The organism is Streptomyces sp. ASQP_92 (assembly GCF_025399895.1).
GTDB lineage: Bacteria > Actinomycetota > Actinomycetes > Streptomycetales > Streptomycetaceae > Streptomyces.
On sequence record NZ_JAODUA010000008.1, the window covers coordinates 110,459 to 131,477 of the forward strand.

Genomic DNA, 21,019 nt, shown 5'->3' on the forward strand with positions numbered 1-21,019 from the left:
CGTACCCCGTGAGGAGCCGTCCCAGAAATGACCGCGCTGCAAGACTTCGAGCTGTTCGGCACCCAGAGCCCGCCGGCCTCCTGGCTGGTCATAGCCACCGGCGTGGTCGCGCTCGTGGCCGTCGTCCCGCACGGCCTGTGGCGCCTGTCCCGCAACGCCGTCACCATCGCCCACGAGGGCGGCCACGGCCTGGTCGCGCTGCTCACCGGGCGCCGCCTCGACGGCATCCGGCTGCACTCCGACACCAGCGGCCTCACCGTGAGCCGGGGCAAGCCGTACGGCCTCGGGATGATCCTGACGGCGGCCGCCGGCTACACCGCGCCGCCGCTCCTCGGCCTCGGCGGCGCCGCCCTGCTCGCCGCCCACCACATCACCCTCCTGCTGTGGCTGGCCACCGCCCTGCTGCTCGCGATGCTGGTGATGATCCGCAACGCGTACGGCGTCCTGACCGTGGTGATCACCGGTGCCGCGTTCCTGCTCGTGTCCTGGCTGACCGGCCCCGACGTACAGTCCGCGTTCGCGTACACGGCCGTGTGGTTCCTGCTGCTCGGCGGGGTGCGCCCGGCCTTCGAGCTCCAGCGCAAGCGCCGTCGGCACAACGACGGCGACTCGGACGCCGACCAGCTCGCCCGGCTCACCCACGTACCACCGGCGCTCTGGCTCTTCCTCTTCCACGCCGTTTCGGTGTGCTCCCTGATCGGCGGCGGCCGCTGGCTGCTCGGCCTCTAGCCGTCGGCCCCACTAAAGTGAGGGCCATGACCGAAACACCCGTGCACCACGCCCTCTGGCCCGCCCCCCTCGCGAGCGGAGCCGTCGACGCGACGATCACCGTGCCCGGATCGAAATCGGTCACCAATCGCGGACTCGTCCTGGCGGCACTGGCCGCCGAGCCCGGCTGGCTGCGCCGCCCCCTGCGCTCGCGCGACACCCTGCTGATGGCGGAGGCGCTGCGCGCCCTGGGCGTCGGCATCGAGGAGGCCGTGGGCCCCGACGGTTCGGGCGAGGCCTGGCGGGTGATCCCGGCCGGCCTGCACGGCCCGGCCACGGTGGACGTCGGCAACGCCGGTACGGTCATGCGCTTCCTGCCGCCGGTGGCGACCCTCGCCGACGGCCCCATCCGCTTCGACGGTGACCCCCGGTCCTACGAGCGCCCGCTGGGCGGTGTCATCGACGGACTGCGCGCGCTGGGTGCCCGCGTCGACGACGACAACCGCGGCGCGCTCCCGATGACCGTGCACGGCGCGGGCGCCCTCGAAGGCGGCCGGGTGGAGATCGACGCCTCCTCCAGCTCCCAGTTCGTCTCGGCCCTGCTGCTGTCCGCGCCCCGCTTCAACCAGGGCGTCGAGGTGCGGCACGTGGGCGCCAAGCTGCCGTCGCTGCCGCACATCCGGATGACGGTGGACATGCTGCGCTGTGTGGGCGCCCAGGTCGACGAGCCGGAGACGGGCGGCGAGCCGAACGTGTGGCGGGTCTCGCACTCGGCGCTGCTCGGTCGCGACCTGACGGTCGAGCCGGACCTGTCCAACGCTCAGCCCTTCCTGGCCGCGGCCCTCATCACGGGCGGCACGGTCGTCATCCCCGACTGGCCGGCCCGCACCACCCAGCCCGGTGACCAACTGCGCCGGATCTTCACCGAGATGGGCGGCACCTGCCAACTGACCGACCGCGGGCTCGTGTTCAAGGGCTCGGGCCGCATCCACGGCATCGACGTGGACCTGAGCGAGGTCGGCGAGCTGACCCCGGGCATCGCGGCCGTCGCGGCCCTCGCCGACTCCCCCTCCACGCTGCGCGGCGTCGCGCATCTGCGCCTGCACGAGACGGACCGCCTTGCCGCCCTCACCAAGGAGATCAATGAGCTGGGCGGCGATGTGACGGAGACCGAGGACGGTCTGCACATCCGGCCGCGCCCGCTGCACGGAGGTGTCTTCCACACCTACGACGACCACCGGATGGCGACGGCCGGCGCGATCATCGGCCTCGCCGTCGAGGGCGTCCAGGTCGAGAACGTGGCGACGACGGCCAAGACGCTGCCCGACTTCCCCGAGATGTGGGACGCCATGCTGACGGGGACCGGAAGCTGAGCGGGGCTTAGGACATGCGCCGCTACGGCAAGAACCCGGACGAGGACGACATCCGCGTCCGCCCCAACCCCAAGGGCAACCGCCCCCGCACCACCATCCGACCCAAGCACGAGGACGCCGCCGAGGGCATGGTCCTCACGGTCGACCGGGGCCGGCTGACCTGTCTGGTCGGCGACCGCACGATCCACGCCATGAAGGCCCGCGAACTGGGCCGCAAGGCCGCGGTGGTGGGCGACCGCGTCGACATCGTCGGCGATCTGTCCGGCAAGAAGGACACGCTCGCGCGGATCGTACGGATCGGCAAGCGCACCTCGGTCCTGCGACGCACGGCCGACGACGACGACCCCTACGAGCGCGTGGTGGTCGCCAACGCCGACCAGCTCGCCATCGTCACGGCGCTCGCCGACCCCGAGCCGCGCCCGCGCCTCATCGACCGCTGTCTGGTGGCGGCGTACGACGGCGGCCTGGAGCCGCTGCTCGTCCTGACCAAGTCGGACCTGGCGCCGGCCGATGAACTCCTGGAGATGTACGGCGCGTTGGGCGTCCCGTACGTCGTCACCTCGCGCGAGGAGCTGTACGAGGGCGACGCGGCCGACCGGGTGCGCGAGCAACTGCACGGCAAGGTCACCGCGTTCGTGGGCCACTCCGGCGTCGGCAAGACGACCCTGGTCAACGCGCTGGTCCCGGAGGCCAGGCGGCGCATCACCGGACATGTCAACGCGGTCACCGGACGCGGCCGCCACACCACCACCTCCGCGCTCGCGCTGCCCCTGGACAGCGCGGACGGCGGCTGGGTCGTCGACACCCCGGGCGTACGGTCCTTCGGGCTCCACCACGTCGACCCGTCGCGGGTGATCCTGGCCTTCCCCGACCTCGTACCGGGCACCGCGAACTGTCCGCGCGCGTGCAGCCACGACGAGGCCGAGTGCGCGCTCGACCAGTGGGTGGCGGACGGCCACGCCGATCCGGCCCGGCTCTATTCGCTGCGCCGGCTGCTCGCGACCAGGGAGCGACGCGAGGGCGACTGACCCGTTTCCAGGGGCGTGCGCGGACCCCGCGTTGCATAATCGCCCCAAGTGTTGACCATGCAGTCAGCGACGACGAGGCGTTGTGGGAGGCCCTGGAGATGGCGTGGCTGCTGGTCGTGGTGGCGGGAATCCTGGAAACGGGCTTCGCCGTCTGTCTGAAGCTCTCGCACGGTTTCACCCGGCTGTGGCCGACGATCGCCTTCGCCGCGTTCGCCCTCGGCTCGTTCGGCCTGCTGACGCTGTCCCTGCGGAAGCTGGACGTGGGCCCGGCGTACGCGGTGTGGACGGGCATCGGGGCAGCCGGTACCGCGATCTACGGCATGGTCTTCCTCGGGGACGTGGTCTCCACCCTCAAGCTGGTGTCGATCTCCCTGGTCATCGTCGGCGTGATCGGCCTCCAGATCTCGGGATCGGCCCACTGACCCACGCCCCGGGGCCTGTTGACGGGGCGTCAGTTGCGGGGCGGCTGTTCCGGGGCCCGCATCGGGAGCGGGGTGAGTACCGCGCGCAGATAGACGGACTGGCCCTCGCCCCGTCCCGGGGGTGCCACGAGGCAGGACAGGCCGAGCCGCACCGCCGTCTCGCAGTACCGGCCGAGCTCCACCGGATCCGCGCCCGGCACCTGCGCCGCCAGGGCCGCGAGCGCCCGGTCCCTGACGGTGGCCACGAGTTCGGCGGGGCCCGGCACCCCGGCGTCGGCGCGGCGCTGGGCGGGCACGGTCGAGGCCCTGGGGGTGCGCGGAGGGGACGGCGCCGGAAGGCGTTCGCTCCAGCAGCCCGTGAGCAGGGCGCGCACCAGGACGCTGGAGCGGGCCGAGCCGAGCATCCACTCCGCCACGAGCACCATGCGGTCGGCGGGGCCGGTGGGTTCGGCCAGCGCCCGGTCGACGCCCCGCAGATAGACATCGGCCTCCCGGCGCACAAGAGCCCGGGCGAGGCCGTCCTTGCCGCCGAACTCGTTGTAGAGGGTCTGCCGCGAGACCCCCGCCGCGGCTGCCACGTCCACCATCCGCACCGCGGGCCAGGGCAGTTCCGCGAGCGCCGAGAGGGCGACGTCGAGCAACGCTTCCCGCGCCGTGGGCATGGTCGCCTCCGGAGCCCCCGAGGCCTGGCGAGCGGCTCCTGGTTCAGGGTTGACGCGGCCGCCGGGGGTGTCAAGGGGCGCCGGGGGCGGGCGCGGGGGCGTCCCGGAGTGCGGGCGCCGTGGCTCGTACAGCGGACGGTCGCTACGGTGGTGACCATGCCCGACTATCACGATGATCTGCGTCTCGCCCACGTCCTCGCGGACGCCGCGGACGCGGCCACCATGGACCGGTTCAAGGCCCTCGACCTGAAGGTCGAGACCAAGCCGGACATGACGCCGGTGAGCGAGGCCGACAAGGCGGCCGAGGAGGTCATCCGGGGGCATCTGCATCGGGCGCGGCCGCGCGATGCGATCCTCGGCGAGGAGTACGGCCTGGAGGGCACGGGCCCGCGGCGCTGGGTGGTCGACCCGATCGACGGCACCAAGAACTACGTCCGGGGCGTGCCGGTGTGGGCGACGCTGATCTCGTTGATGGAGGCGGGCGAGAACGGGTTCCAGCCGGTGGTGGGCGTCGTCTCGGCACCCGCCCTGAACCGGCGCTGGTGGGCGGCGAAGGGCCATGGCGCGTACACCGGACGCAGTCTCACCTCGGCGACCCGGCTGCACGTCTCCAGCGTCTCGGAGCTGGCCGACGCCTCGTTCTCGTACTCCTCGCTGAGCGGTTGGGAGGAGCGGGGCAAGCTCGACGACTTCCTCGATCTGACGCGGGAGTGCTGGCGCACCCGCGCCTACGGTGACTTCTGGCCGTACATGATGGTCGCCGAGGGCTCGGTGGACTTCTGCGCGGAGCCGGAGCTGTCCCTGTGGGACATGGCGGCGAACGTGATCGTGGTGCAGGAGGCCGGGGGCGTCTTCACCGGTCTCGACGGCAGGACGGGTCCGCACAGCGGCAACGCGGCGGCCTCCAACGGCCTGCTCCACGAGGAGCTGCTCGGCTACCTCGGAGACACTCCGCAGCCCTGACGGGGGCCGGGCGCGTGGGGCACTTCACCGGCGGGGCCGCTCGGGTCCGGCACGGCCGGGCTCCCGCGCGTGTCATGGCTGAGGCGCGCGAGAGGCGTGTGCCGTGGTTTTGCGCGCCCCTCAACGGGCCTCTACCCACCCCTTGTTGACGGGCGGCCGGGATGCGACTCTAGGAGTCCCCCCACTTGTGAACTTGTGAATCCCTTTCGGGGCGGGCTTCTCGCGCCGTGCCCGGAAGCGGAATCCACCAGGAGGTGGCCCTCTTCATGCTCGTCCGTGACGCCATGAGCACGATGGTCCTCACCATCGGACCCGACCACACCCTCCGCCAGGCGGCAGGGCTGATGTCCGCGCGCCGCATCGGCGCGGCCGTCGTCCTCGACCCCGACACCAGCGGCCTCGGCATCCTTACCGAGCGCGACATCCTCAACGCCGTCGGCCGGGGTCTCGACCCCGACCACGAGACGGCGAGCAAACACACCACCACCGACGTCGTGTTCGCGGCGCCGTCCTGGACCCTGGTCGAGGCCGCCGAGGCCATGACGCACGGCGGGTTCCGGCATCTGATCGTGCTCGACGACCACGGCCCGGTCGGCATCGTCTCGGTCCGCGACATCATCCGCTGCTGGGCCCCGGCGCGCCCCGAAGCCGCCCTGACCGGCTGAACAGGCGTACCCCGCACGCCGGTTGACGGTGTCCGGTGCACGCCGGAAGGCCGGACCCCCGAAGGGAAGTCCGGCCTTCCGTCCCTCGGCAGGCGGGCCCGTATCAGCCGCGAAGGGCCTGGACCGCGGCTTCGAGCCGCTTGCCGAAGTCGTCGTCCGCCTGGCGGAAGTTGTTGATCGCCCGGTCCGCGATGTCCTCGCGGGACACCTTGGCGATGAAGCCCGCCAGGTTGTCGATCAGACGGGTCTTCTCGTCCTCCGAGTACAGCCGGTAGAGGTTTCCGGCCTGCACGAAGTCGTTGTCCTCGGCGTGCACGGGCGCTGCCCCGGTGCCCGTGACCCCGGTGACGGAACTGCCCTGCCACAGCGGGCGGTCGGTCTGGGACGGCCCGCCGAAGCTGTTGGGCTCGTAGTTCTTCGCACCCTTGTGGCGGCCGTCGTACAGGTAGCCGTCACGGGAGTTGGTGCGCGCCTCGGTGGCGTGCGGGCGGTTGACCGGCAGGTGGTCGGCGTTGATGCCGACGCGGTAGCGGTGCGCGTCGCCGTACGCGAAGAGGCGGCCCTGGAGCATCTTGTCCGGGGAGGGACCGATACCGGGGACGAAGTGGGCGGGGCTGAAGATGGACTGCTCGACCTCCGCGAAGATGTTCTCCGGGTTGCGGTTGAGCTCCAGCTTGCCGATCTCGATCGGCGGGTAGTCCGCGTGCGGCCACACCTTGGTGAGGTCGAACGGGTTGAAGCGGTACGTCGCCGCGTCCGCCTCCGGCATGATCTGCACCTGCACGGTCCAGGACGGGAAGTCACCGCGCTCGATGGCCTCGCGCAGGTCGCGCTGGTGGCTGTCCGGGTCCTCACCGGCGAGCTTGTTGGCCTCGTCCTGGGTGAGGTTCTTGATCCCCTGGTCGGTCTTGAAGTGGTACTTGACCCAGAAGACCTCGCCGGCCTCGTTGTTCCACTGGTAGGTGTGCGAGCCGTAGCCGTTCATGTGGCGCAGGGTGGCCGGGATGCCGCGGTCACCGAAGAGCCAGGTCACCTGGTGGGTGCTCTCGGGGCTCAGGCCCCAGAAGTCCCAGACGTTGTCGGCTTCCTGGCTGCCCGTGTACGGGTCGCGCTTCTGGGTGTGGATGAAGTCGGGGAACTTGATGGCGTCCTTGATGAAGAAGACGGGCGTGTTGTTGCCGACCAGGTCGTAGTTCCCCTCCTCCGTGTAGAACTTCAGCGCGAAGCCGCGGGGGTCGCGCACGGCGTCGGCGGAACCGAGGTTGCCGGCCACCGTGGAGAAGCGCAGGAACGTCTCGGTCTGCTTGCCGACCTCGGAGAGGAACGCGGCGCGCGTCCACTGCGAGACGTCACGGGTGAGCGTGAAGGTGCCGTACGCACCCGCGCCGCGGGCGTGCACGATGCGCTCCGGGATGCGCTCGCGGTTGAAGTGGGCGAGCTTCTCCAGGAGCGACTGGTCCTGGATCAGAACCGGCCCGCCGGCGCCCGCGGTCGCGCTGTTCTGGTTGTCGGCGACCGGCGCGCCGGCCTCCGTCGTGAGCGGTCCCTGTGTCACGTGCGCCTCCAGCGTCATGTCCTGCGAGTCCTGTCCCGCGGCTTAACTGGTTTCGATCCTACAATGGACATTGTCTAAGTCAAACGACGGTCCAATCCCACACCGATTCGGGACTGGGCCGCTCCCCTGTTAGGCTGGGGCGCATGAGCGACCTGTTGGAGCGACTGCGCGGCCGCGGCTGGCGCATGACCGCACAGCGGCGCGTCGTGGCCGAGGTGCTCGACGGCGACCACGTCCACCTCACGGCGGACGAGGTCCATGCCCGCGCGGCGGAACGGCTGCCCGAGATCTCCCGGGCCACGGTGTACAACACCCTGGGCGAGCTGGTGACCCTCGGCGAGATCCTGGAAGTCTCCACGGACCGCCGCGCCAAGCGCTACGACCCGAACGCGCACCGGCCCCACCAGCACCTGGTCTGCGCCCAGTGCGGCGCGATCCGCGACGTCCACCCGCAGGGCAACCCGCTGGCCGACCTCCCGGACACCGAGCGCTTCGGCTTCACGATCGCCGCCGTCGAGGTCACCTACCGGGGCACCTGCCCCAACTGCGCAGCGGCCTGACCGCCCGCACCCCCGCACGACGAAGCCCTCCGGCACCGGCCGGAGGGCTTCTCTTGTGCGCGCTTCTTCTGTGCGCCGCCCATCTTCCGGGCGCCCGGCACTCCACGCATACACGGAAACGGCTGAGGCCCGAATCCCCCAAAGGATTCGGGCCTCATCCTGCAAGTAGCGGGGACAGGATTTGAACCTGCGACCTCTGGGTTATGAGCCCAGCGAGCTACCGAGCTGCTCCACCCCGCGTCGGTGAACACAACCCTACGGGACGGTGTGGACCAGCGCAAATCTGTTCCCCACCGGGGCGGGGCCACCCGCTCGCTAGGCCGTGAGCTCCTGGTGGAGCGCCTCGCGCAGCCGGGCCGCCCGCTCGGCGACCTCCGCCGGACCCAGCTCGACCGCCCTGGCGCACCAGCGCTGCCCCTCGCTGAGCTCGCCGTGCCGGGCGGCGAGCAGCGCCAGGCGCAGCGCGGCCCGGCCGTGCCCGGCGTGCGCGGCCCGGCTCCACCACAGCGCGGCCTCGCGCTCCCGGCCCTCCCGGGCCAGCAGCAGGCCCAGGTTGAAGGCGCCGTTGCGGCTGCCCGCCTCGGCGGCCTCCCCGTACCAGCGCGCGGCCGCCTCCAGGTCACCCCGGGCCGCGGCCAGCATGCCGACCCGCACCTGGGCCCGGCGGTGGCCCTGCTGCGCGGCCCGCTCGTACCACTCCTCGCACTCGGTCTTCTCACCCATCGGCTCGCCCAGCGCGGGCGGGCCCGGCGGGGGCTGGCGCGCGTCCAGGACGGTGGCGAGGCGGAAGGCGGCCTCCGCGCTGCCGCCGCCCGCCGCGCACCGCAGATGGCGCTCGGCGGCCTGCTCCTCGCCGTCCCGCAGCAGTGCGATGCCGACCTGGAGGGCGGCGTCGGTGTGCCCGGCGGCCGCGGCCCGCTCGTACCACTTCAGCGCGGTGCGGTCGTCGTCCCGGCCGGCGTACAGGATGCCGAGGTTGAAGGCGGCGTCCACGCTGCCGGCCTCGGCGGCCTTGGAGAACCAGGGCTCCGCGCCCGTCGCGTCCCCGGCCTGGAGCAGCAGGATGGCGAGCGCGTTGGCGGCCTCGCGGTGCCCGGAGTAGGCGGCCCTGCGGTACCACTGCTCGGCCTGCGCGGTGCGGTTCTGGGCGGCGCAGAGCAGCCCCAGGTTGTACGCCCCGTTCACGTCCCCGGCGCTCATCGCGGCCCGGTACCAGCGCTCGGCGGTCTGCTGCTCGCCGCGCGCCGCGTGCAGGGCGCCCAGCGCGTTGGCGGCGTTGCCGTCGCCGTCCTGGGCGGCCCGCAGCCACCACACGGCGGCGCTCTCCTCGTCGCCGGCGTCGCGCAGCAGGAAGCCGAGCGCGCAGGCGGCCTTGGCCTCGCCGTCCTTGGCGGAGGTCAGGTACCAGCGGCCCGCTTCCTTGAGCTCGCCCCTTTTCTCCAGGATCGCCCCCAGGTGCAGGGCGGCCCTGCGGTGGCCCCGGGCGGCGGCCTGCCGGTACCAGGGCTCGGCCTCGTCGGTGGCCCCCTCGGCCTCCGGCGACTCCGCGACAGCGATGTCACCCGGGCCGTCACCGGCGGTCTCGTCGTCGGTGCGTCCGTCGAGGAGGCGGGCGAGCCGGTAGGCGGCCTCGCGGTGGCCCTGCTCGGCGGCGGCGCGCAGCCAGCGCTCGGCGCCGACATCACTGCGGTGCTCCAGGAGGTCGGCGAGCGCGTACGCGCCGAGCGCGTGGCCCTGCTCGGCGGACTGGCGCAGCCAGTACTCGGCGGCGGGCTCGTCGCCACGCTCGCGGTAGTGGCGGCCCAGGGCGTGGGCCGCGGCGGCGGATCCGGCGACGGCGGCGATGCGCCACCAGCCGGCCGCCTCGTCCGCGTAACCGCGCTGGTGGAGCAGGACACCGAGGTTGTTGGCCGCGGCCCGGTCGCCCTCGGCGGTGGCGCCGCGCAGATAGGGCTCGGCGCCGTCGAGGTCGCCACGGCGCAGCAGCAGGGCGCCGAGCACGCTCATCGACTCGGCGTCTCCACCGTCGGCGGCACGCCGGTGCCGCGCCTCGGTCTCGGCGTCGGCGGTGTCGGCGTCCTCATCGGAGCGTGTCTGCACAAACCGCCCTGTCTCCAACAGAGTTGCCCTGTCCCCCATAAATACCATCGTCGCACCACCCGCAACCCGCGTACACCTGGTATACCGCAGCCAGTGAGGTCACTTCAGCGTTTTGTCGACATGCCCACAGGGAGACACGCCAAACCCTTTCGGCTCAACTCCCGTTGGTAAGAGCGGTTTTCGGATGGAAGGGTTCCAGCCAACGGTGGTCGGCCGTGGCCACCCGGGTGCGAACGCGACGAGGGCCCGGATCCTTGAAAGGATCCGGGCCCTCGTCCGTGAGTAGCGGGGACAGGATTTGAACCTGCGACCTCTGGGTTATGAGCCCAGCGAGCTACCGAGCTGCTCCACCCCGCGTCGGTGAACCCAACGCTACCACGGCACGGGGTGGGCCCCTGACCGGAGCCGGCCCGGTCCTCCCAGGTCAGCTCCGGTCCACCAGGGTCAGCTCTTCGGCTTGGCCGCCTTGGCCTGTGCGTCGGCCGCACGCTGGAGGGCCTGTTGCAGCGCCTTCTGGGCGTCGCCGTAGGTCTTCCAGTCGCCCTTGGCGAGCGCCTTCTGGCCGTCGTCGTACGCCTTCTGGGCGTCCTTGATGGCCTGGTCCACCGTGGCGTTGCCGGAGTCCGGCGGCGTGGTGGTGGGAGGCATGGTCGGCGGATTCGTCGTGGGCGGTGGGGTCGTCCCGCCCGATTCGAAGGCGGCGCTGAGCGCGTCGGCCAGGTTGTCCCGGAAGACGGTCTTGTCCCCGTAGGAGACGCCGACCTTCTTCAGGAGCGGATAGTTGGCGCTGCCACCGCGGGCGTACACCGGCTCGATGTACAGGAAGCCGCCGCCCAGCGGCACGGTCAGCAGGTTCCCGTAGTCGATCTCGGAGTCGGTGCCCCTCAAGTTCCTGACGAACTCGGCCACTTCGGGCAGGCCGTTCAGCTTGCTCTGCACCTGTTGGGGGCCCTGCACGTTGTCGGTGACCCTGAGCAGTCTGATCTTGCCGTAGTCCTTGCTCGCGGCATCGGCGTCGATCGCCATGAACCCGCCCAGGTTGGGGCGGCCGTTGGGCGTGAACGTCGTCGTGAGCGAGAACTTCTTCCCCTCGGACTCGGCCCCGGGCATCTTCATGGACAGGTAGTACGGCGGGACCGCGCTGTTGTCCTTGTTGGTCGGGTCGTCCGGGACCTGCCAGGCGTCACTGCCGCTGTAGAACTGCGCGGGGTTGGTGACGTGGTAGCGGGTCAGCAGCTCGCGCTGGACCTTGAACATGTCCTGCGGGTAGCGCAGGTGTGCAAGCAGCTCCGCGGGGATCGACGACTTGGCCTTCACCGTGCCGGGGAAGGCCTTCATCCAGGTCTTGAGGACCGGGTCCTTGTCGTCCCACTGGTACAGGGTGACCGTGCCGTCGTACGCGTCGACGGTCGCCTTCACCGAGTTGCGGATGTAGTTGACCTGGTTCTGCTGGGCCACCACCGCGCGCTGGTTGTCGGTCAGCGAGTCCGTGGTGGTCTCGCCGAGCGTGGTGCGCGAGGCGTAGGGGTAGCCGTTGGTCGTCGTGTACGCGTCGACGACCCACTGGATGCGCTTGCCGACGACCGCCGGGTAGGCGTCGCCGTCAATGGTCAGCCAGGGGGCGACCGCCTCGACGCGCTCCTTCGGGGTGCGGTTGTAGAGGATCTTCGATCCCTTGCCGATGGCTCCCGAGTACAGGATCTGCGGCTCGTTGAAGGTGACCGCGTACGCGGCCCGGCTGAAGGGGTTGGACAGGCTCACGCCGCCCTTGCCCTCGAAGCTCGTCGTGACCTGGCCCTTGCCCTCGCTCTCGTAGTCGAGCTCCTTCTGGGGCCCGCCGACGATCGAGTACTGGTCGGTCTTCTCGCCGTAGTAGACGCGCTGCTGGTAGTCCGAGGGGAGCTGGCCGCTGGTGGGCAGCCCGGACTCGGTGAAGTCCGGCGCGCCGTTGACGTCCACGCTGGTGCCCTTGGCCGCGATCGCGCCGAAGCCATGGGTGTAGGTGAAGTGGTCGTTGATCCAGTTGCGCTTGTCGATGCCCTTGAGGTCGAGCTCGCGCAGACCGATGACGGTGTCCTGCTCCTTGCCGTCCTTGTCCGTGTAGCGGTCCACGTCCAGGGTCGAGGGGAACTGGTAGTACTTGCGCTCCTGCTGGAGCTGCTGGAAGGCGGGCGAGACGACGTTGGGGTCGATGAGCCGGTAGCTGGCCGCCGAGTCGGCGTCCGAGCGCAGCTTCGCGTTGTCCTTGGCGTCGGTGGTGCCCTTGTAGTCCTGCACGTCCGCCGCGTCGATGCCGTACGCCTTGCGGGTGGCATCGATGTTCTTCTGGATGTACGGGGCTTCCTTGGCCTGCTCGTTGGGCTGGACCTGGAACTTCTGCACGATCGCCGGGTAGAGCCCCCCGATCAGGATCGCCGAGAGCACCATCAGGCCGAAGCCGATGACGGGGAGCTGCCAGGTGCGGCGCCACAGGGTGGCGAAGAACAGCACCGCGCAGATGACCGCGATGCAGAACAGGATGGTCTTCGCGGGGAGATAGGCGTTGGCGTCGACGTACCGCAGACCCGTCCAGTTGTTGGTCGCCTTGAAGTCACTGGACTTGACCGCGAGGCCGTACCGGTCCAGCCAGTACGCCACCGCCTTGAGGAGCACGAAGACACCGAGCAGCACCGAGAGGTGACCGGTGGCGGCCCCCGTGGCGCGCGCGCCGGGGCTGGTGATGCGCAGCCCGCCGTACAGGTAGTGCGTGAGGGCGGCGGCGATCAGCGACAGGACGGCCGCGGCGAAGCCGAAGCCGAGCATGAAGCGGTACCAGGGCAGGTCGAAGGCGTAGAACGACACGTCCAGATGGAACTGGGGGTCCTTCTGGCCGAACGGCACCCCGTTGACCCACATCAGCCAGGTGCGCCACTGCCCGGAGGCGGACGCGCCGGCGATCAGGCCGATCAGCGCGGCGACCCCGAGCAGCATCCACTTCTTGTACGGGGCGATGCCCATCCGGTAGCGGTCGAGGCTCTGCTGCTCCAGGGACATCGCGCTGAGCGGCGGCCGCAGCCGGTGTGCCAGCCAGATGTTCAGGCCGACGGCCAGGGCCATCAGGAGTCCGAAGACGCAGAACAGTCCGATCTTGGTCCACAACTGGGTGGTGAAGACCGACGAGTAGTGGACCGAGCGGTACCACAGCCAGTCCGTCCAGAACCCCGCGAACATGACGAAGGCCATGGCAAGCACGGCCAGGATGCCCAGTGTCATGAGCAGGGTCCGGACCCGGCGGGACGGCCGGCCGACTCTGATCCGTGGCCCGGACGGGCCTGAGCCGCGGTCCGGCATCTGGAAAGCCAACGTGCGCACCTCGAAGTTCGCTGTCGTATGGGCGGGCCCCGCGATCGTAGAGCCCACTCATGCAACTTACTGAGGCTTTACTCAGTTCCCGATCGGGGGGTGAAAGAGGGCAGGATGTTGTCCATGTCCAACGTTTCCCCCTCAGGCCCCCCGATGGCAGCGAGCCCGCTCACCCGCGCGGTGCTCGAAATCGACGAGTACGCGTCCGGCTTCGGCTGGGACAAGCCGGCCCGCCTCTTCGCCCTCGTCGACACCGCGAAGCTCCGCGCCAAGGCGCCGGGCGTGGTCTCCGCCGCCGATGACGCGGCGGTCTCCGGGCTGACCCCGATCGACCAGGAGGAGATCCCGCGGAACAAGCCGCTGGACAAGTTCCTCGGCACCATCGAGTGGCCCGACTCGGTGGCCGGCTGCGCGCTCACGGTGGAGCGCCTGATGCTGCCGCCGTCCGCCGAGGCCTCCGTGCCCGAGGGGCTCGGTGACAAGGAGCTCGCCAAGTGGGTGGCCGCCCACCCCGACCGCCAGGAGGTGCGGCTGACGGTGGCGGTGCTGCGCGGCGGCGCCCGCGAGTCCGCCATCCGGCTGCGCGAGAAGGACTCCGCCACCGAGGTCCTGACCGGCCCCGACCTGGTGCCGGGCCTCGCCGAGGCGCTGGCGGCGACCTTCGCCTAGGCCGCGTACGGGGGCGCGGCGGCCGTCACCTGGCCGAGCAGCTCGGCAGGCCCGCCGTGTCCCCCGTGCGGAGCTTCTCCAGCGCCTGGCGGGCGTCGTGGATGGTGTCGACCTTCACCAGGGTGAGCCCTGCCGGGATGTCGGCCGCGGCCGCCGCGCAGTTGTCCTTGGGCGTCAGGAAGTAGCGGGCGCCCGCCTGGCGTGCGCCGATCAGCTTCATCTCGATGCCGCCGATCGGGCCGACCTTGCCGGCGTCGTCGATCGTGCCGGTGCCGGCGATGAACTTCCCGCCGGTCAGGTCCTCGGGCGTCAGCTTGTCGACGATGCCGAGCGAGAACATCAGGCCCGCGCTGGGGCCGCCGACGTCGGCGAGCTTGATGTCGACGGTGAACGGGAAGGCGTGGTCGTTCCCGGCCTGGATGCCGACGATGGCCCGGTCGCTGTCCGGCGCCTTCTCCGTGGTGATCGTCACCTTCTCGCCGCCCTCGGGCGCCCGGCCGGCCTTCTTGGCGACCCCGGCCTCCTTGGCGGGGACGATCGTGAAGACCACGTTCTGTCCCGGCTTGTGCTTGGTGACGAGCGTGGCGACATCGGCGGGCTTGGTGACCGCGGTGCCGTCGACCGCCTTGATCGCGTCCCCGGCGTGCAGCTTGCCCTCGGCGGGGCTGCCCTTGACGACCGAGGAGACGATGACCCAGCTCTTGACCGGGATGTGCAGCTCGTTCAGGGCCGCCACCTTGGCGCTCTCCTGCGACTGGCTGAACTCCTCGGCGTTCTCCTGGTTGGACTGCTCGTCGGTCTTGCCGTCCGGGTAGAGCGTGTCGTGCGGGACGACCACGCTGTCGTGCGCCAGCCAGCCGTAGACGGCCTCGACGAGGTTCATCCGGTAGTCGGCCCCGGTGACGCGCACCGTCGTCATGTTGAGGTGCCCGGTCGTCGGGTACGTCTTGTGGCCTGCGATCTGGAGCACCGGCTCGCCGCCGGAGTCGCCGAGCGTGTTCACGGTGGGCCCGGGAGACATCTCGGCGTACGGGACTTTGATGAGCACGCCGGCGCAGAGCAGCGCGATCAGGACGAGGGTGGAGGCGAGCATCGTCGCGGTGCGGCGTGGCATGGCACGACAGTACGGGACCGGTCCCGGCGCCCACCCCTGGGGCCGGTCCGTACGGGGGCCGTTGGCGACCGCGTACGGGCAAAGGGCGCGGCGCGCCGACGGGGAAGGTCCTAGAGGGCGTCGGTTCCGGAGTGGGTCTTCTCCATCGCTTCACGGAACCGGCTGTATCCGGCGAGTTCAGCCACGTCGCCGGTGGTGCGATCACGGGCGGTCCAGCTCGCCCATATCGCCGCGCCGACGCAAGCGAAAAGCGGAATCAGCAGCCAGGTGAGTACAGCCATTCCGACCTCCCGTCCCCTATGAGCGACCGCAACTGACAGATCAGCAGATTAGCCATCCGCCGGTTCAACGCTTACGCCAGGGGTGCGGTTACGCAAATCGGGGCGCATGGCGCCCGCCGGGGTTTCGGACGGACGGCCCGCCTCAGCAGGCCCCCACCCACTCCTCGGTGCCGTCGGAGAACTTCTGGTGCTTCCAGATCGGGACCTCGTGCTTCAGGTCGTCGATCAGCTTGCGGCAGGCCTCGAAGGCCTCCGCGCGGTGCGGGCAGGAGACCGCGACGACGACTGCGATATCCCCCACGGCCAGATCGCCCACACGGTGGACGGCGGCCAGCGCGCGGACCGGATAGTCGGCGACGACCTTCTCGGCCACCCGGCGCATCTCCGCCTCGGCGCTCGGGTGGCAGGAGTACCCCAGCGTGTCGACGTCGGTGCCGCCGTCGTGGTTGCGCACGGTGCCGACGAAGAGCGTGGTGCCCCCCGCCGCGAAGTCGCCCGAAGCCGCGAAGACCTCGTCGACCGAGAGCGGGGTGTCACGGATCGCGAGGAGGCGGATCGGGTCGTGCGCCGCCTGCTCGCCGGGGTGGTCGGGGTAGGTGCGTGCCATGGTTCCCATCGTGCCGTACGGGAGTGACATCGCGGTATAGCTCTTTCGACCGGGCGCCACGGCTCTCCGTAGGAGGGTCCTACAGCCCCCGGCGCTTGCGGGCCCTGCGCACCACGGCGGCGGCGCCGAGCAGCGCGACGGTGGCGCCGGCGGCACCGGCGGCGGTGGCGTCCTTGCGGCCGAGCCGGCGGCCCGCGACGGTGTGCCGGCCCGCGACCTCTTCGAGGAGTTCGGCCAGCACCTCCTCGTTGGTCCACTGCGGCCGCCAGCCGGCGTCGTGCAGCCGCCCGACGCTGACGACCCACGGGTGCATCGTGTACGCCAGGTCGCCGGCGGGCGAGGGCGTGAGCCCGATCCGGTGCAGCCGGGCCGCCGCGCCCAGGGCGACCGCCGAGGGCAGCTCCATGCGGCGGATGCCGCTGAGCTCCTCGACCTCCTCCTGTTCGAGCCAGCCGTCGCAGCCGACCGCGAACTCACCCTCGACCTTCTCCAGAGCGGCGTACTCCAGGGCGCTGCACAGGTCGTCGACGTGGCAGAACTGCCAGGTCGGCCGGGATCCGGCGACGACCAGGAGACGCGGCGACTCGAAGTACCGGGTGAGGGCGGTGTCGGTGCCGCCGACCAGGACGGCGGGCCGCACCACGGTCACGTTCAGGCCGGGGTGGGCGCGCGGGGCCCGCCGTCCCAGGCGCTCGATCTCCAGGAGGTCGCCGACGCCGGTCGCCTCGGCGGTGGCCCGCAGCTCGGCGTCCTCGGAGAGCGGGATGTCGTTGTCGGGCAGCGCCCCGTAGACCATGGCCGAGGTGCAGAGCACCACCCGGTGCACGCCGGCGGCGGCCGCGGCGGTCAGGACGGTCTGGGTGCCGCGCACGTTGTAGGCGGTGCGGGCGGCCGTGTCCGTCTCCAGGTCGAGGTCGAGCGCCAGGTGCACGACGACGTCGACGCCGCGCAGCTTCTCGGCGATCGCCGGGTCGCGTACGTCCAAAATGTGCCAGGTCGCCTCGGAGACCTCGCCCCGTCGTTCGTCGAGGGCGACGACCTGCTTGACCTCGTCGGACGCGGCGAGCCGCGCGGTCAGCAGGGCGCCGATTCCCGACGCGGCACCGGTAACGGCGACGACGGGACCGCGCGATGTTGAGGTTGAGAGGTTTCGCGCTGCGCGAACCTGCGGATCTGGGGAACTCACCGGGCGTCTCCAGCGGTTGTCTTCAGTACGTACGTTAATGACGCGTACGTACCAGGTGGCGTCCATCCTGCCGCAGGCCGCGAGGCGGCGGAGCACCGAGCCCTTATCCGGCTCGGATGTCTACGCTGGTGGTGTTGTGGGGAAGCCGCCGTCGGCAGGAGCCGACGGCCTAACGAGCCGAGGAAACCCGTGAGTGACACCCCATTCGGATTTGGCCTTCCGCCGGAGGAGCCGGACAACGGCGACGGCAAGAAGAAGGACCCTGCCGGAGGTGGTCAGGGTGCAGGCGGGCAGGGCGGAAACCCCTTCGGCTTCCCGGGAGCGGGCGGCGGGGACAATCCGTTCGCCGCGATGTTCGGTTCGATGAACCCGAACGACCTGGGCGCCGCCTTCCAGCAGCTCGGCCAGATGCTCAGCTATGAGGGCGGTCCCGTGAACTGGGACATGGCCAAGCAGATCGCCCGCCAGACCGTCGCCCAGGGCACCGCGGACGGCACCAAGGACGAGAGCGTCGGCCCCGCCGAGCGCGCCGCCGTCCAGGAGGCCGTGCGCCTGGCCGACCTGTGGCTGGACGACGCGACGTCGCTGCCCTCGGGTTCGACGACCGCCGTGGCGTGGAGCCGCGCGGAGTGGGTCGAGGCCACCCAGCCCGCCTGGAAGGAGCTGGTCGACCCGGTCGCCGAGCGCGTCGGGGCGGCCATGGGCGGTGTGCTGCCCGAGGAGATGCAGGCCATGGCGGGCCCGCTGATCGGCATGATGCGCTCCATGGGCGGCGCCATGTTCGGCCAGCAGATCGGGCAGGCCGTGGGCGTGCTCGCGGGCGAGGTGGTCGGCTCGACCGACATCGGGCTGCCGCTGGGCCCGGCCGGAAAGGCCGCGCTGCTGCCGCTGAACATCGAGGCCTTCGGCAAGGACCTGGGCGTCCCCAAGGACGAGGTCCGCCTGTATCTGGCGCTGCGCGAGGCCGCTCACCAGCGTCTCTTCGCCCATGTACCGTGGCTGCGCTCGCACCTGTTCGGTGCGGTGGAGGGCTACGCCCGCGGGATCAAGGTCGACTCCGCGAAGCTGGAGGACGCCGTCGGCCAGCTCGACGTGTCCAACCCGGAGCAGCTTCAGGAGGCGCTCCAGCAGGGCATGTTCCAGCCGGAGGACACCCCGGAGCAGAAGGCGGCCCTGGCCCGCCTGGAGACGGCGCTCGCGCTGGTCGAGGGCTGGGTGGACGCGGTGGTCCACGCGGCCGCCAAGCCGCGCCTCACCTCGGCGGACGCGCTGCGCGAGACGCTGCGCCGGCGCCGGGCGACCGGTGGCCCGGCCGAGCAGACCTTCGCGACGCTGATCGGTCTCGAACTGCGGCCGCGCCGGCTGCGGGACGCCTCGCGCCTGTGGGCCTCGCTCACCGACGCGCGGGGTGTGGACGGCCGGGACGACCTGTGGGAGCACCCGGACATGCTGCCGACCGCCTCCGACCTGGACGACCCGGACGGCTTCGTGCACCGCGAGCACCTGGACTTCTCGGAGCTCGACAAGATGCTGGGCGAGGCCGCCGAGCAGAACGGCCCCTCCCTGAAGAAGGACAAGGGCGACCGGAAGGCGGACGGCGAGAACGGCTCCGCCGACGAGAACGACGGCAAGGACGACTCCGACAAGTGAGCCTGCACGACGACGCCGTCCGCGTACTGAAGGCGTACGAGGGCCAGCCCGAGCTGCGCGGGACCTATCTGGACCATCTCGACACGCACCCCGACGGCATGTGGAAGGCCTGCACGGCGGGCCATCTCACGGCGAGCGCGCTGGTCGTCGACCCGGAGCGCGGGCGGGTGCTGCTCACGCTGCACCGCAAGCTCGGCATGTGGCTCCAGATGGGCGGTCACTGCGAGCCGGGGGATGCCACGGTGGCGGCCGCGGCGCTGCGCGAGGCCGAGGAGGAGTCCGGTGTGGCCGGTCTCACCCTGCTGCCCGGCGGGCCCGTCCGTCTGGACCGGCATCCGATCCCGGCGCCCTGCCACTGGCACCTGGACGTCCAGTACGCGGCGCTCGCCCCACCCGGCGCGGTCGAGACGATCAGCGACGAGTCCCTGGATCTGCGCTGGTTCGCCTACAACGAGGTGGCCGGGGCGGCCGACGCATCGGTGGTCCGGCTGCTCGCGGAGACCCGGGCCCGGCTGTAGCCGAGGGCGGAGCCGGGCCTCAACTGGCGTATGGGTAAGGGGCGTTCGCCATGGCGAGCGCCCCTTACGCGTGCACGGAAGGCGCGGGAAACCGCGCGACCGGCCACGGCCGGCCGAACCTCCTGCCCCGCGCCTGGAACCGAGCGCCCTCGCGCTCAGCTCCAGGCGTTGCCCTGGTTCTGGGCGTGGGCGCCCTGCTGGCCCATGCCGTACTGGGCCCGCAGGCCCTGGCCGATCACCGCGTTCTGCGGCGGCAGCACCTCGCTGGGCTGGACGAGGGCGAAGCCCTGGCCCAGGAAGCTCAGCTCCCAGCCCTCACCGGTGTTGCCGCGGCGCCGCCACACGCCGGTGGAGTGCGTCTGCGCCTGCATTTGGACGCGCAGCGAGGTCGACCAGGCGACGATCGCGTCCGCGTCGGCGTTGACGTACTTGTCGGGCGTGACCTGGAGCATCAGCGGCTGGCCCGAGGTCATGAGGACGACCTTGCCGGTGCCGGTGATGTTGAGCTGGTACTTGCCGGTGCCGGCGACCCCGTACTGGCTGTCCACGGCGATGACCTCGTAGTGCAGCGAGGAGTCCATTGCGAGGACATAGCCGCTGTCGACGGTCAGCCCGTCCCGGTCGACGTCCACCACATGGACGTGCTGGGCCAGGTTGGCCAGGTAGACCGTGCCCTGACCCGAGACGCGCATCAGGTCGAGGCCCTCGCCGGTGCGGGCGCGTGCGCTCTGCTGTCCGCGCGACTGGTACTCGCCGTCGAACTCCATCAGCCCCTGGTAGGCGACCATCGAGCCCTTGCGGGCCAGCAGGTCGTCGTGGCCGGTGAGCACGGCCCGCAGCAGCTGCGGGTTCTGCGCCGTGTACCGCTCCTGGGACTGCTGCTCAGTGTAGCTGAAAAGCGGACTCTGCATGCTGTCTCTCCCCCTCAGCCCCGGGCCCGCAGGCGGTCCGTGCTGTCCTCACTCGGCTGTACGACGACGATGCCCTGGCCCGAGAAGGCCATCTGGTACGCCTCTCCGCTGCCCCGGCCGATCAGCGAGGACGCCTTGAAGCTGCGCTTGCCCTTCACCTTCAGGTTCGGGGACCAGGCGACCAGCGCGTCCGGGTCGACGTAGGTCTCGTCCTCGCCGCTGCCGCAGTCGACGACGACGGGCGTACCGCGCGAGGTCAGGGCGACCCATCCGGTGCCGGAGATCTTCACGTTGAACAGGCCCTGGCCGGCGAACTTGGCGAGGCCCTTGACCCGCTCCACGCCCCACTGGAGGCTCGCGTCGAAGGCCAGCACATTGGTGCCGTTGACCGAGAGCGCGTCGTTGTCGAGGTTGACGATCACGACATTGGCGCCGTAGTCGGCGAGGTAGAGCAGGCCGTCGCCGGTGCACTTCATGAGGGGCGCGCCCTCGCCGGTGATCCAGTCCCGGGCCATCTGGCGCACGGCGGGCGGGTTGGGCTCGTACTGGATGAAGCCTTCGTAGGCGACCATCGAGCCGACCCGGGCGAACAGGTCCTGACCGGTGGCCATGGCCACCTTCAGCATGGCGCTGCCGTGGTTCTCCATACGGGCCGCGACGGGGGTGGGGACATAGCCCGCGAGCTGCTGGTTCATTCTTCGGGCT

20 protein-coding genes and 2 tRNA genes are annotated in these 21,019 nt (G+C 71.1%); 10 read left to right on the forward strand and 12 right to left on the reverse strand.

Translation table 11 applies throughout. The annotated features are described in order from the left end of the window. Positions 1-27 precede the first annotated feature (27 nt). The 4 genes from N4G70_RS19165 (at position 28) to N4G70_RS19180 (ending at position 3,531) form a co-directional block, all read left to right on the forward strand. Positions 28-729 (forward strand): M50 family metallopeptidase, encoded by a 702-nt coding sequence (locus N4G70_RS19165; RefSeq protein WP_261713884.1) that lies wholly within the window; start codon positions 28-30, stop codon positions 727-729. Between the two features lie 26 nt (positions 730-755). Beyond that, complete coding sequence (aroA, locus tag N4G70_RS19170; protein WP_261713885.1) at positions 756-2,081, forward strand: 3-phosphoshikimate 1-carboxyvinyltransferase; 1,326 nt, start codon at positions 756-758, stop codon at positions 2,079-2,081. Between the two features lie 14 nt (positions 2,082-2,095). Then, positions 2,096-3,109, forward strand: a complete 1,014-nt coding sequence (gene rsgA / locus N4G70_RS19175; protein ID WP_261713886.1) for a ribosome small subunit-dependent GTPase A — start codon at positions 2,096-2,098, stop codon at positions 3,107-3,109. A 98-nt stretch (positions 3,110-3,207) separates the two neighbouring features. Continuing rightward, positions 3,208-3,531: a multidrug efflux SMR transporter gene (locus N4G70_RS19180; protein WP_261713887.1), complete on the forward strand. Its 324-nt coding sequence runs from the start codon at positions 3,208-3,210 to the stop codon at positions 3,529-3,531. 29 nt (positions 3,532-3,560) lie between these two features. On the opposite strand, the gene N4G70_RS19185 is transcribed toward N4G70_RS19180, so the two are convergent. Beyond that, on the reverse strand, positions 3,561-4,193 hold the full coding sequence (locus tag N4G70_RS19185) for a TetR/AcrR family transcriptional regulator (RefSeq protein ID WP_261713888.1): 633 nt from the start codon (positions 4,191-4,193) through the stop codon (positions 3,561-3,563). A 156-nt stretch (positions 4,194-4,349) separates the two neighbouring features. Here N4G70_RS19185 and hisN point away from each other — a divergent pair, with 156 nt between their 5' ends. Together hisN and N4G70_RS19195 are read left to right on the forward strand one after the other, a co-directional pair. Beyond that, positions 4,350-5,156: a histidinol-phosphatase gene (gene hisN / locus N4G70_RS19190; RefSeq protein WP_261713889.1), complete on the forward strand. Its 807-nt coding sequence runs from the start codon at positions 4,350-4,352 to the stop codon at positions 5,154-5,156. 266 nt (positions 5,157-5,422) lie between these two features. Next, positions 5,423-5,821: a cyclic nucleotide-binding/CBS domain-containing protein gene (locus N4G70_RS19195; RefSeq protein ID WP_261713890.1), complete on the forward strand. Its 399-nt coding sequence runs from the start codon at positions 5,423-5,425 to the stop codon at positions 5,819-5,821. Positions 5,822-5,924: 103 nt separating this feature from the next. Here the strand turns inward: N4G70_RS19195 and N4G70_RS19200 are convergent, their stop codons facing one another. Next, positions 5,925-7,376, reverse strand: coding sequence for a catalase (locus N4G70_RS19200; protein ID WP_261713891.1), 1,452 nt, complete (start codon positions 7,374-7,376; stop codon positions 5,925-5,927). 143 nt (positions 7,377-7,519) lie between these two features. Here N4G70_RS19200 and N4G70_RS19205 point away from each other — a divergent pair, with 143 nt between their 5' ends. Beyond that, positions 7,520-7,936, forward strand: coding sequence for a Fur family transcriptional regulator (locus tag N4G70_RS19205; RefSeq protein ID WP_261713892.1), 417 nt, complete (start codon positions 7,520-7,522; stop codon positions 7,934-7,936). A gap of 166 nt (positions 7,937-8,102) precedes the next feature. Here the strand turns inward: N4G70_RS19205 and N4G70_RS19210 are convergent. From N4G70_RS19210 to N4G70_RS19225, 4 genes are all read right to left on the reverse strand, one after another. Then, a tRNA-Met gene (locus tag N4G70_RS19210) sits at positions 8,103-8,176 on the reverse strand. 75 nt (positions 8,177-8,251) lie between these two features. Continuing rightward, the gene (locus tag N4G70_RS19215) at positions 8,252-10,084 is read right to left on the reverse strand and encodes a tetratricopeptide repeat protein (protein ID WP_261713893.1); all 1,833 of its coding nucleotides are present in this window, start codon (positions 10,082-10,084) and stop codon (positions 8,252-8,254) included. 235 nt (positions 10,085-10,319) lie between these two features. Continuing rightward, positions 10,320-10,393, reverse strand: a tRNA-Met gene (locus N4G70_RS19220). An 87-nt stretch (positions 10,394-10,480) separates the two neighbouring features. Then, the gene (locus N4G70_RS19225; RefSeq protein WP_261714029.1) at positions 10,481-13,366 is read right to left on the reverse strand and encodes a UPF0182 family protein; all 2,886 of its coding nucleotides are present in this window, start codon (positions 13,364-13,366) and stop codon (positions 10,481-10,483) included. Between the two features lie 135 nt (positions 13,367-13,501). Between N4G70_RS19225 and N4G70_RS19230 the strand changes: the two genes are divergently transcribed. Beyond that, positions 13,502-14,047 (forward strand): PPA1309 family protein, encoded by a 546-nt coding sequence (locus N4G70_RS19230; RefSeq protein ID WP_261713894.1) that lies wholly within the window; start codon positions 13,502-13,504, stop codon positions 14,045-14,047. A gap of 25 nt (positions 14,048-14,072) precedes the next feature. Here the strand turns inward: N4G70_RS19230 and N4G70_RS19235 are convergent, their stop codons facing one another. From N4G70_RS19235 to N4G70_RS19250, 4 genes are all read right to left on the reverse strand, one after another. Continuing rightward, positions 14,073-15,161 (reverse strand): PDZ domain-containing protein, encoded by a 1,089-nt coding sequence (locus tag N4G70_RS19235; protein ID WP_261713895.1) that lies wholly within the window; start codon positions 15,159-15,161, stop codon positions 14,073-14,075. A gap of 110 nt (positions 15,162-15,271) precedes the next feature. Beyond that, complete coding sequence (locus N4G70_RS19240) at positions 15,272-15,442, reverse strand: hypothetical protein (RefSeq protein WP_261713896.1); 171 nt, start codon at positions 15,440-15,442, stop codon at positions 15,272-15,274. Positions 15,443-15,584: 142 nt separating this feature from the next. Then, positions 15,585-16,049: a molybdenum cofactor biosynthesis protein MoaE gene (locus tag N4G70_RS19245; RefSeq protein ID WP_261713897.1), complete on the reverse strand. Its 465-nt coding sequence runs from the start codon at positions 16,047-16,049 to the stop codon at positions 15,585-15,587. 79 nt (positions 16,050-16,128) lie between these two features. Further along, positions 16,129-17,235, reverse strand: coding sequence for an SDR family oxidoreductase (locus N4G70_RS19250; protein ID WP_261713898.1), 1,107 nt, complete (start codon positions 17,233-17,235; stop codon positions 16,129-16,131). A gap of 189 nt (positions 17,236-17,424) precedes the next feature. On the opposite strand from N4G70_RS19250, the gene N4G70_RS19255 reads away from it, so the two are divergent. Both N4G70_RS19255 and N4G70_RS19260 read left to right on the forward strand, forming a co-directional pair. Next, positions 17,425-18,885 carry a zinc-dependent metalloprotease gene (locus N4G70_RS19255; RefSeq protein ID WP_261713899.1) on the forward strand — a complete coding sequence of 487 codons (1,461 nt, stop codon included), beginning with the start codon at positions 17,425-17,427 and terminating at the stop codon, positions 18,883-18,885. Further along, on the forward strand, positions 18,882-19,403 hold the full coding sequence (locus N4G70_RS19260) for an NUDIX hydrolase (RefSeq protein WP_261713900.1): 522 nt from the start codon (positions 18,882-18,884) through the stop codon (positions 19,401-19,403). The genes N4G70_RS19255 and N4G70_RS19260 overlap by 4 nt, the downstream gene beginning before the upstream one ends. A gap of 155 nt (positions 19,404-19,558) precedes the next feature. Here the strand turns inward: N4G70_RS19260 and N4G70_RS19265 are convergent, their stop codons facing one another. Beyond that, complete coding sequence (locus N4G70_RS19265) at positions 19,559-20,314, reverse strand: AIM24 family protein (RefSeq protein ID WP_120721495.1); 756 nt, start codon at positions 20,312-20,314, stop codon at positions 19,559-19,561. A gap of 14 nt (positions 20,315-20,328) precedes the next feature. Further along, a complete protein-coding gene (locus N4G70_RS19270) occupies positions 20,329-21,009 on the reverse strand; it encodes an AIM24 family protein (RefSeq protein WP_261713901.1) in 681 nt (226 codons plus the stop codon). Between the last annotated feature and the right edge of the window lie 10 nt (positions 21,010-21,019).

Bases quoted from the DNA above. Each gene is read 5' to 3' on its own strand.
- N4G70_RS19165 (WP_261713884.1), top strand. From the start codon at position 28: ATGACCGCGCTGCAAGACTTCGAGCTGTTCGGCACCCAGAGCCCGCCG.
- aroA (WP_261713885.1), top strand. From the start codon at position 756: ATGACCGAAACACCCGTGCACCACGCCCTCTGGCCCGCCCCCCTCGCG.
- rsgA (WP_261713886.1), top strand. From the start codon at position 2,096: ATGCGCCGCTACGGCAAGAACCCGGACGAGGACGACATCCGCGTCCGC.
- N4G70_RS19180 (WP_261713887.1), top strand. From the start codon at position 3,208: ATGGCGTGGCTGCTGGTCGTGGTGGCGGGAATCCTGGAAACGGGCTTC.
- N4G70_RS19185 (WP_261713888.1), bottom strand. From the start codon at position 4,193: ATGCCCACGGCGCGGGAAGCGTTGCTCGACGTCGCCCTCTCGGCGCTC.
- hisN (WP_261713889.1), top strand. From the start codon at position 4,350: ATGCCCGACTATCACGATGATCTGCGTCTCGCCCACGTCCTCGCGGAC.
- N4G70_RS19195 (WP_261713890.1), top strand. From the start codon at position 5,423: ATGCTCGTCCGTGACGCCATGAGCACGATGGTCCTCACCATCGGACCC.
- N4G70_RS19205 (WP_261713892.1), top strand. From the start codon at position 7,520: ATGAGCGACCTGTTGGAGCGACTGCGCGGCCGCGGCTGGCGCATGACC.
- N4G70_RS19215 (WP_261713893.1), bottom strand. From the start codon at position 10,084: ATGGTATTTATGGGGGACAGGGCAACTCTGTTGGAGACAGGGCGGTTT.
- N4G70_RS19225 (WP_261714029.1), bottom strand. From the start codon at position 13,366: ATGCCGGACCGCGGCTCAGGCCCGTCCGGGCCACGGATCAGAGTCGGC.
- N4G70_RS19230 (WP_261713894.1), top strand. From the start codon at position 13,502: ATGTCCAACGTTTCCCCCTCAGGCCCCCCGATGGCAGCGAGCCCGCTC.
- N4G70_RS19235 (WP_261713895.1), bottom strand. From the start codon at position 15,161: ATGCCACGCCGCACCGCGACGATGCTCGCCTCCACCCTCGTCCTGATC.
- N4G70_RS19240 (WP_261713896.1), bottom strand. From the start codon at position 15,442: ATGGCTGTACTCACCTGGCTGCTGATTCCGCTTTTCGCTTGCGTCGGC.
- N4G70_RS19245 (WP_261713897.1), bottom strand. From the start codon at position 16,049: ATGGCACGCACCTACCCCGACCACCCCGGCGAGCAGGCGGCGCACGAC.
- N4G70_RS19265 (WP_120721495.1), bottom strand. From the start codon at position 20,314: ATGCAGAGTCCGCTTTTCAGCTACACTGAGCAGCAGTCCCAGGAGCGG.
- N4G70_RS19270 (WP_261713901.1), bottom strand. From the start codon at position 21,009: ATGAACCAGCAGCTCGCGGGCTATGTCCCCACCCCCGTCGCGGCCCGT.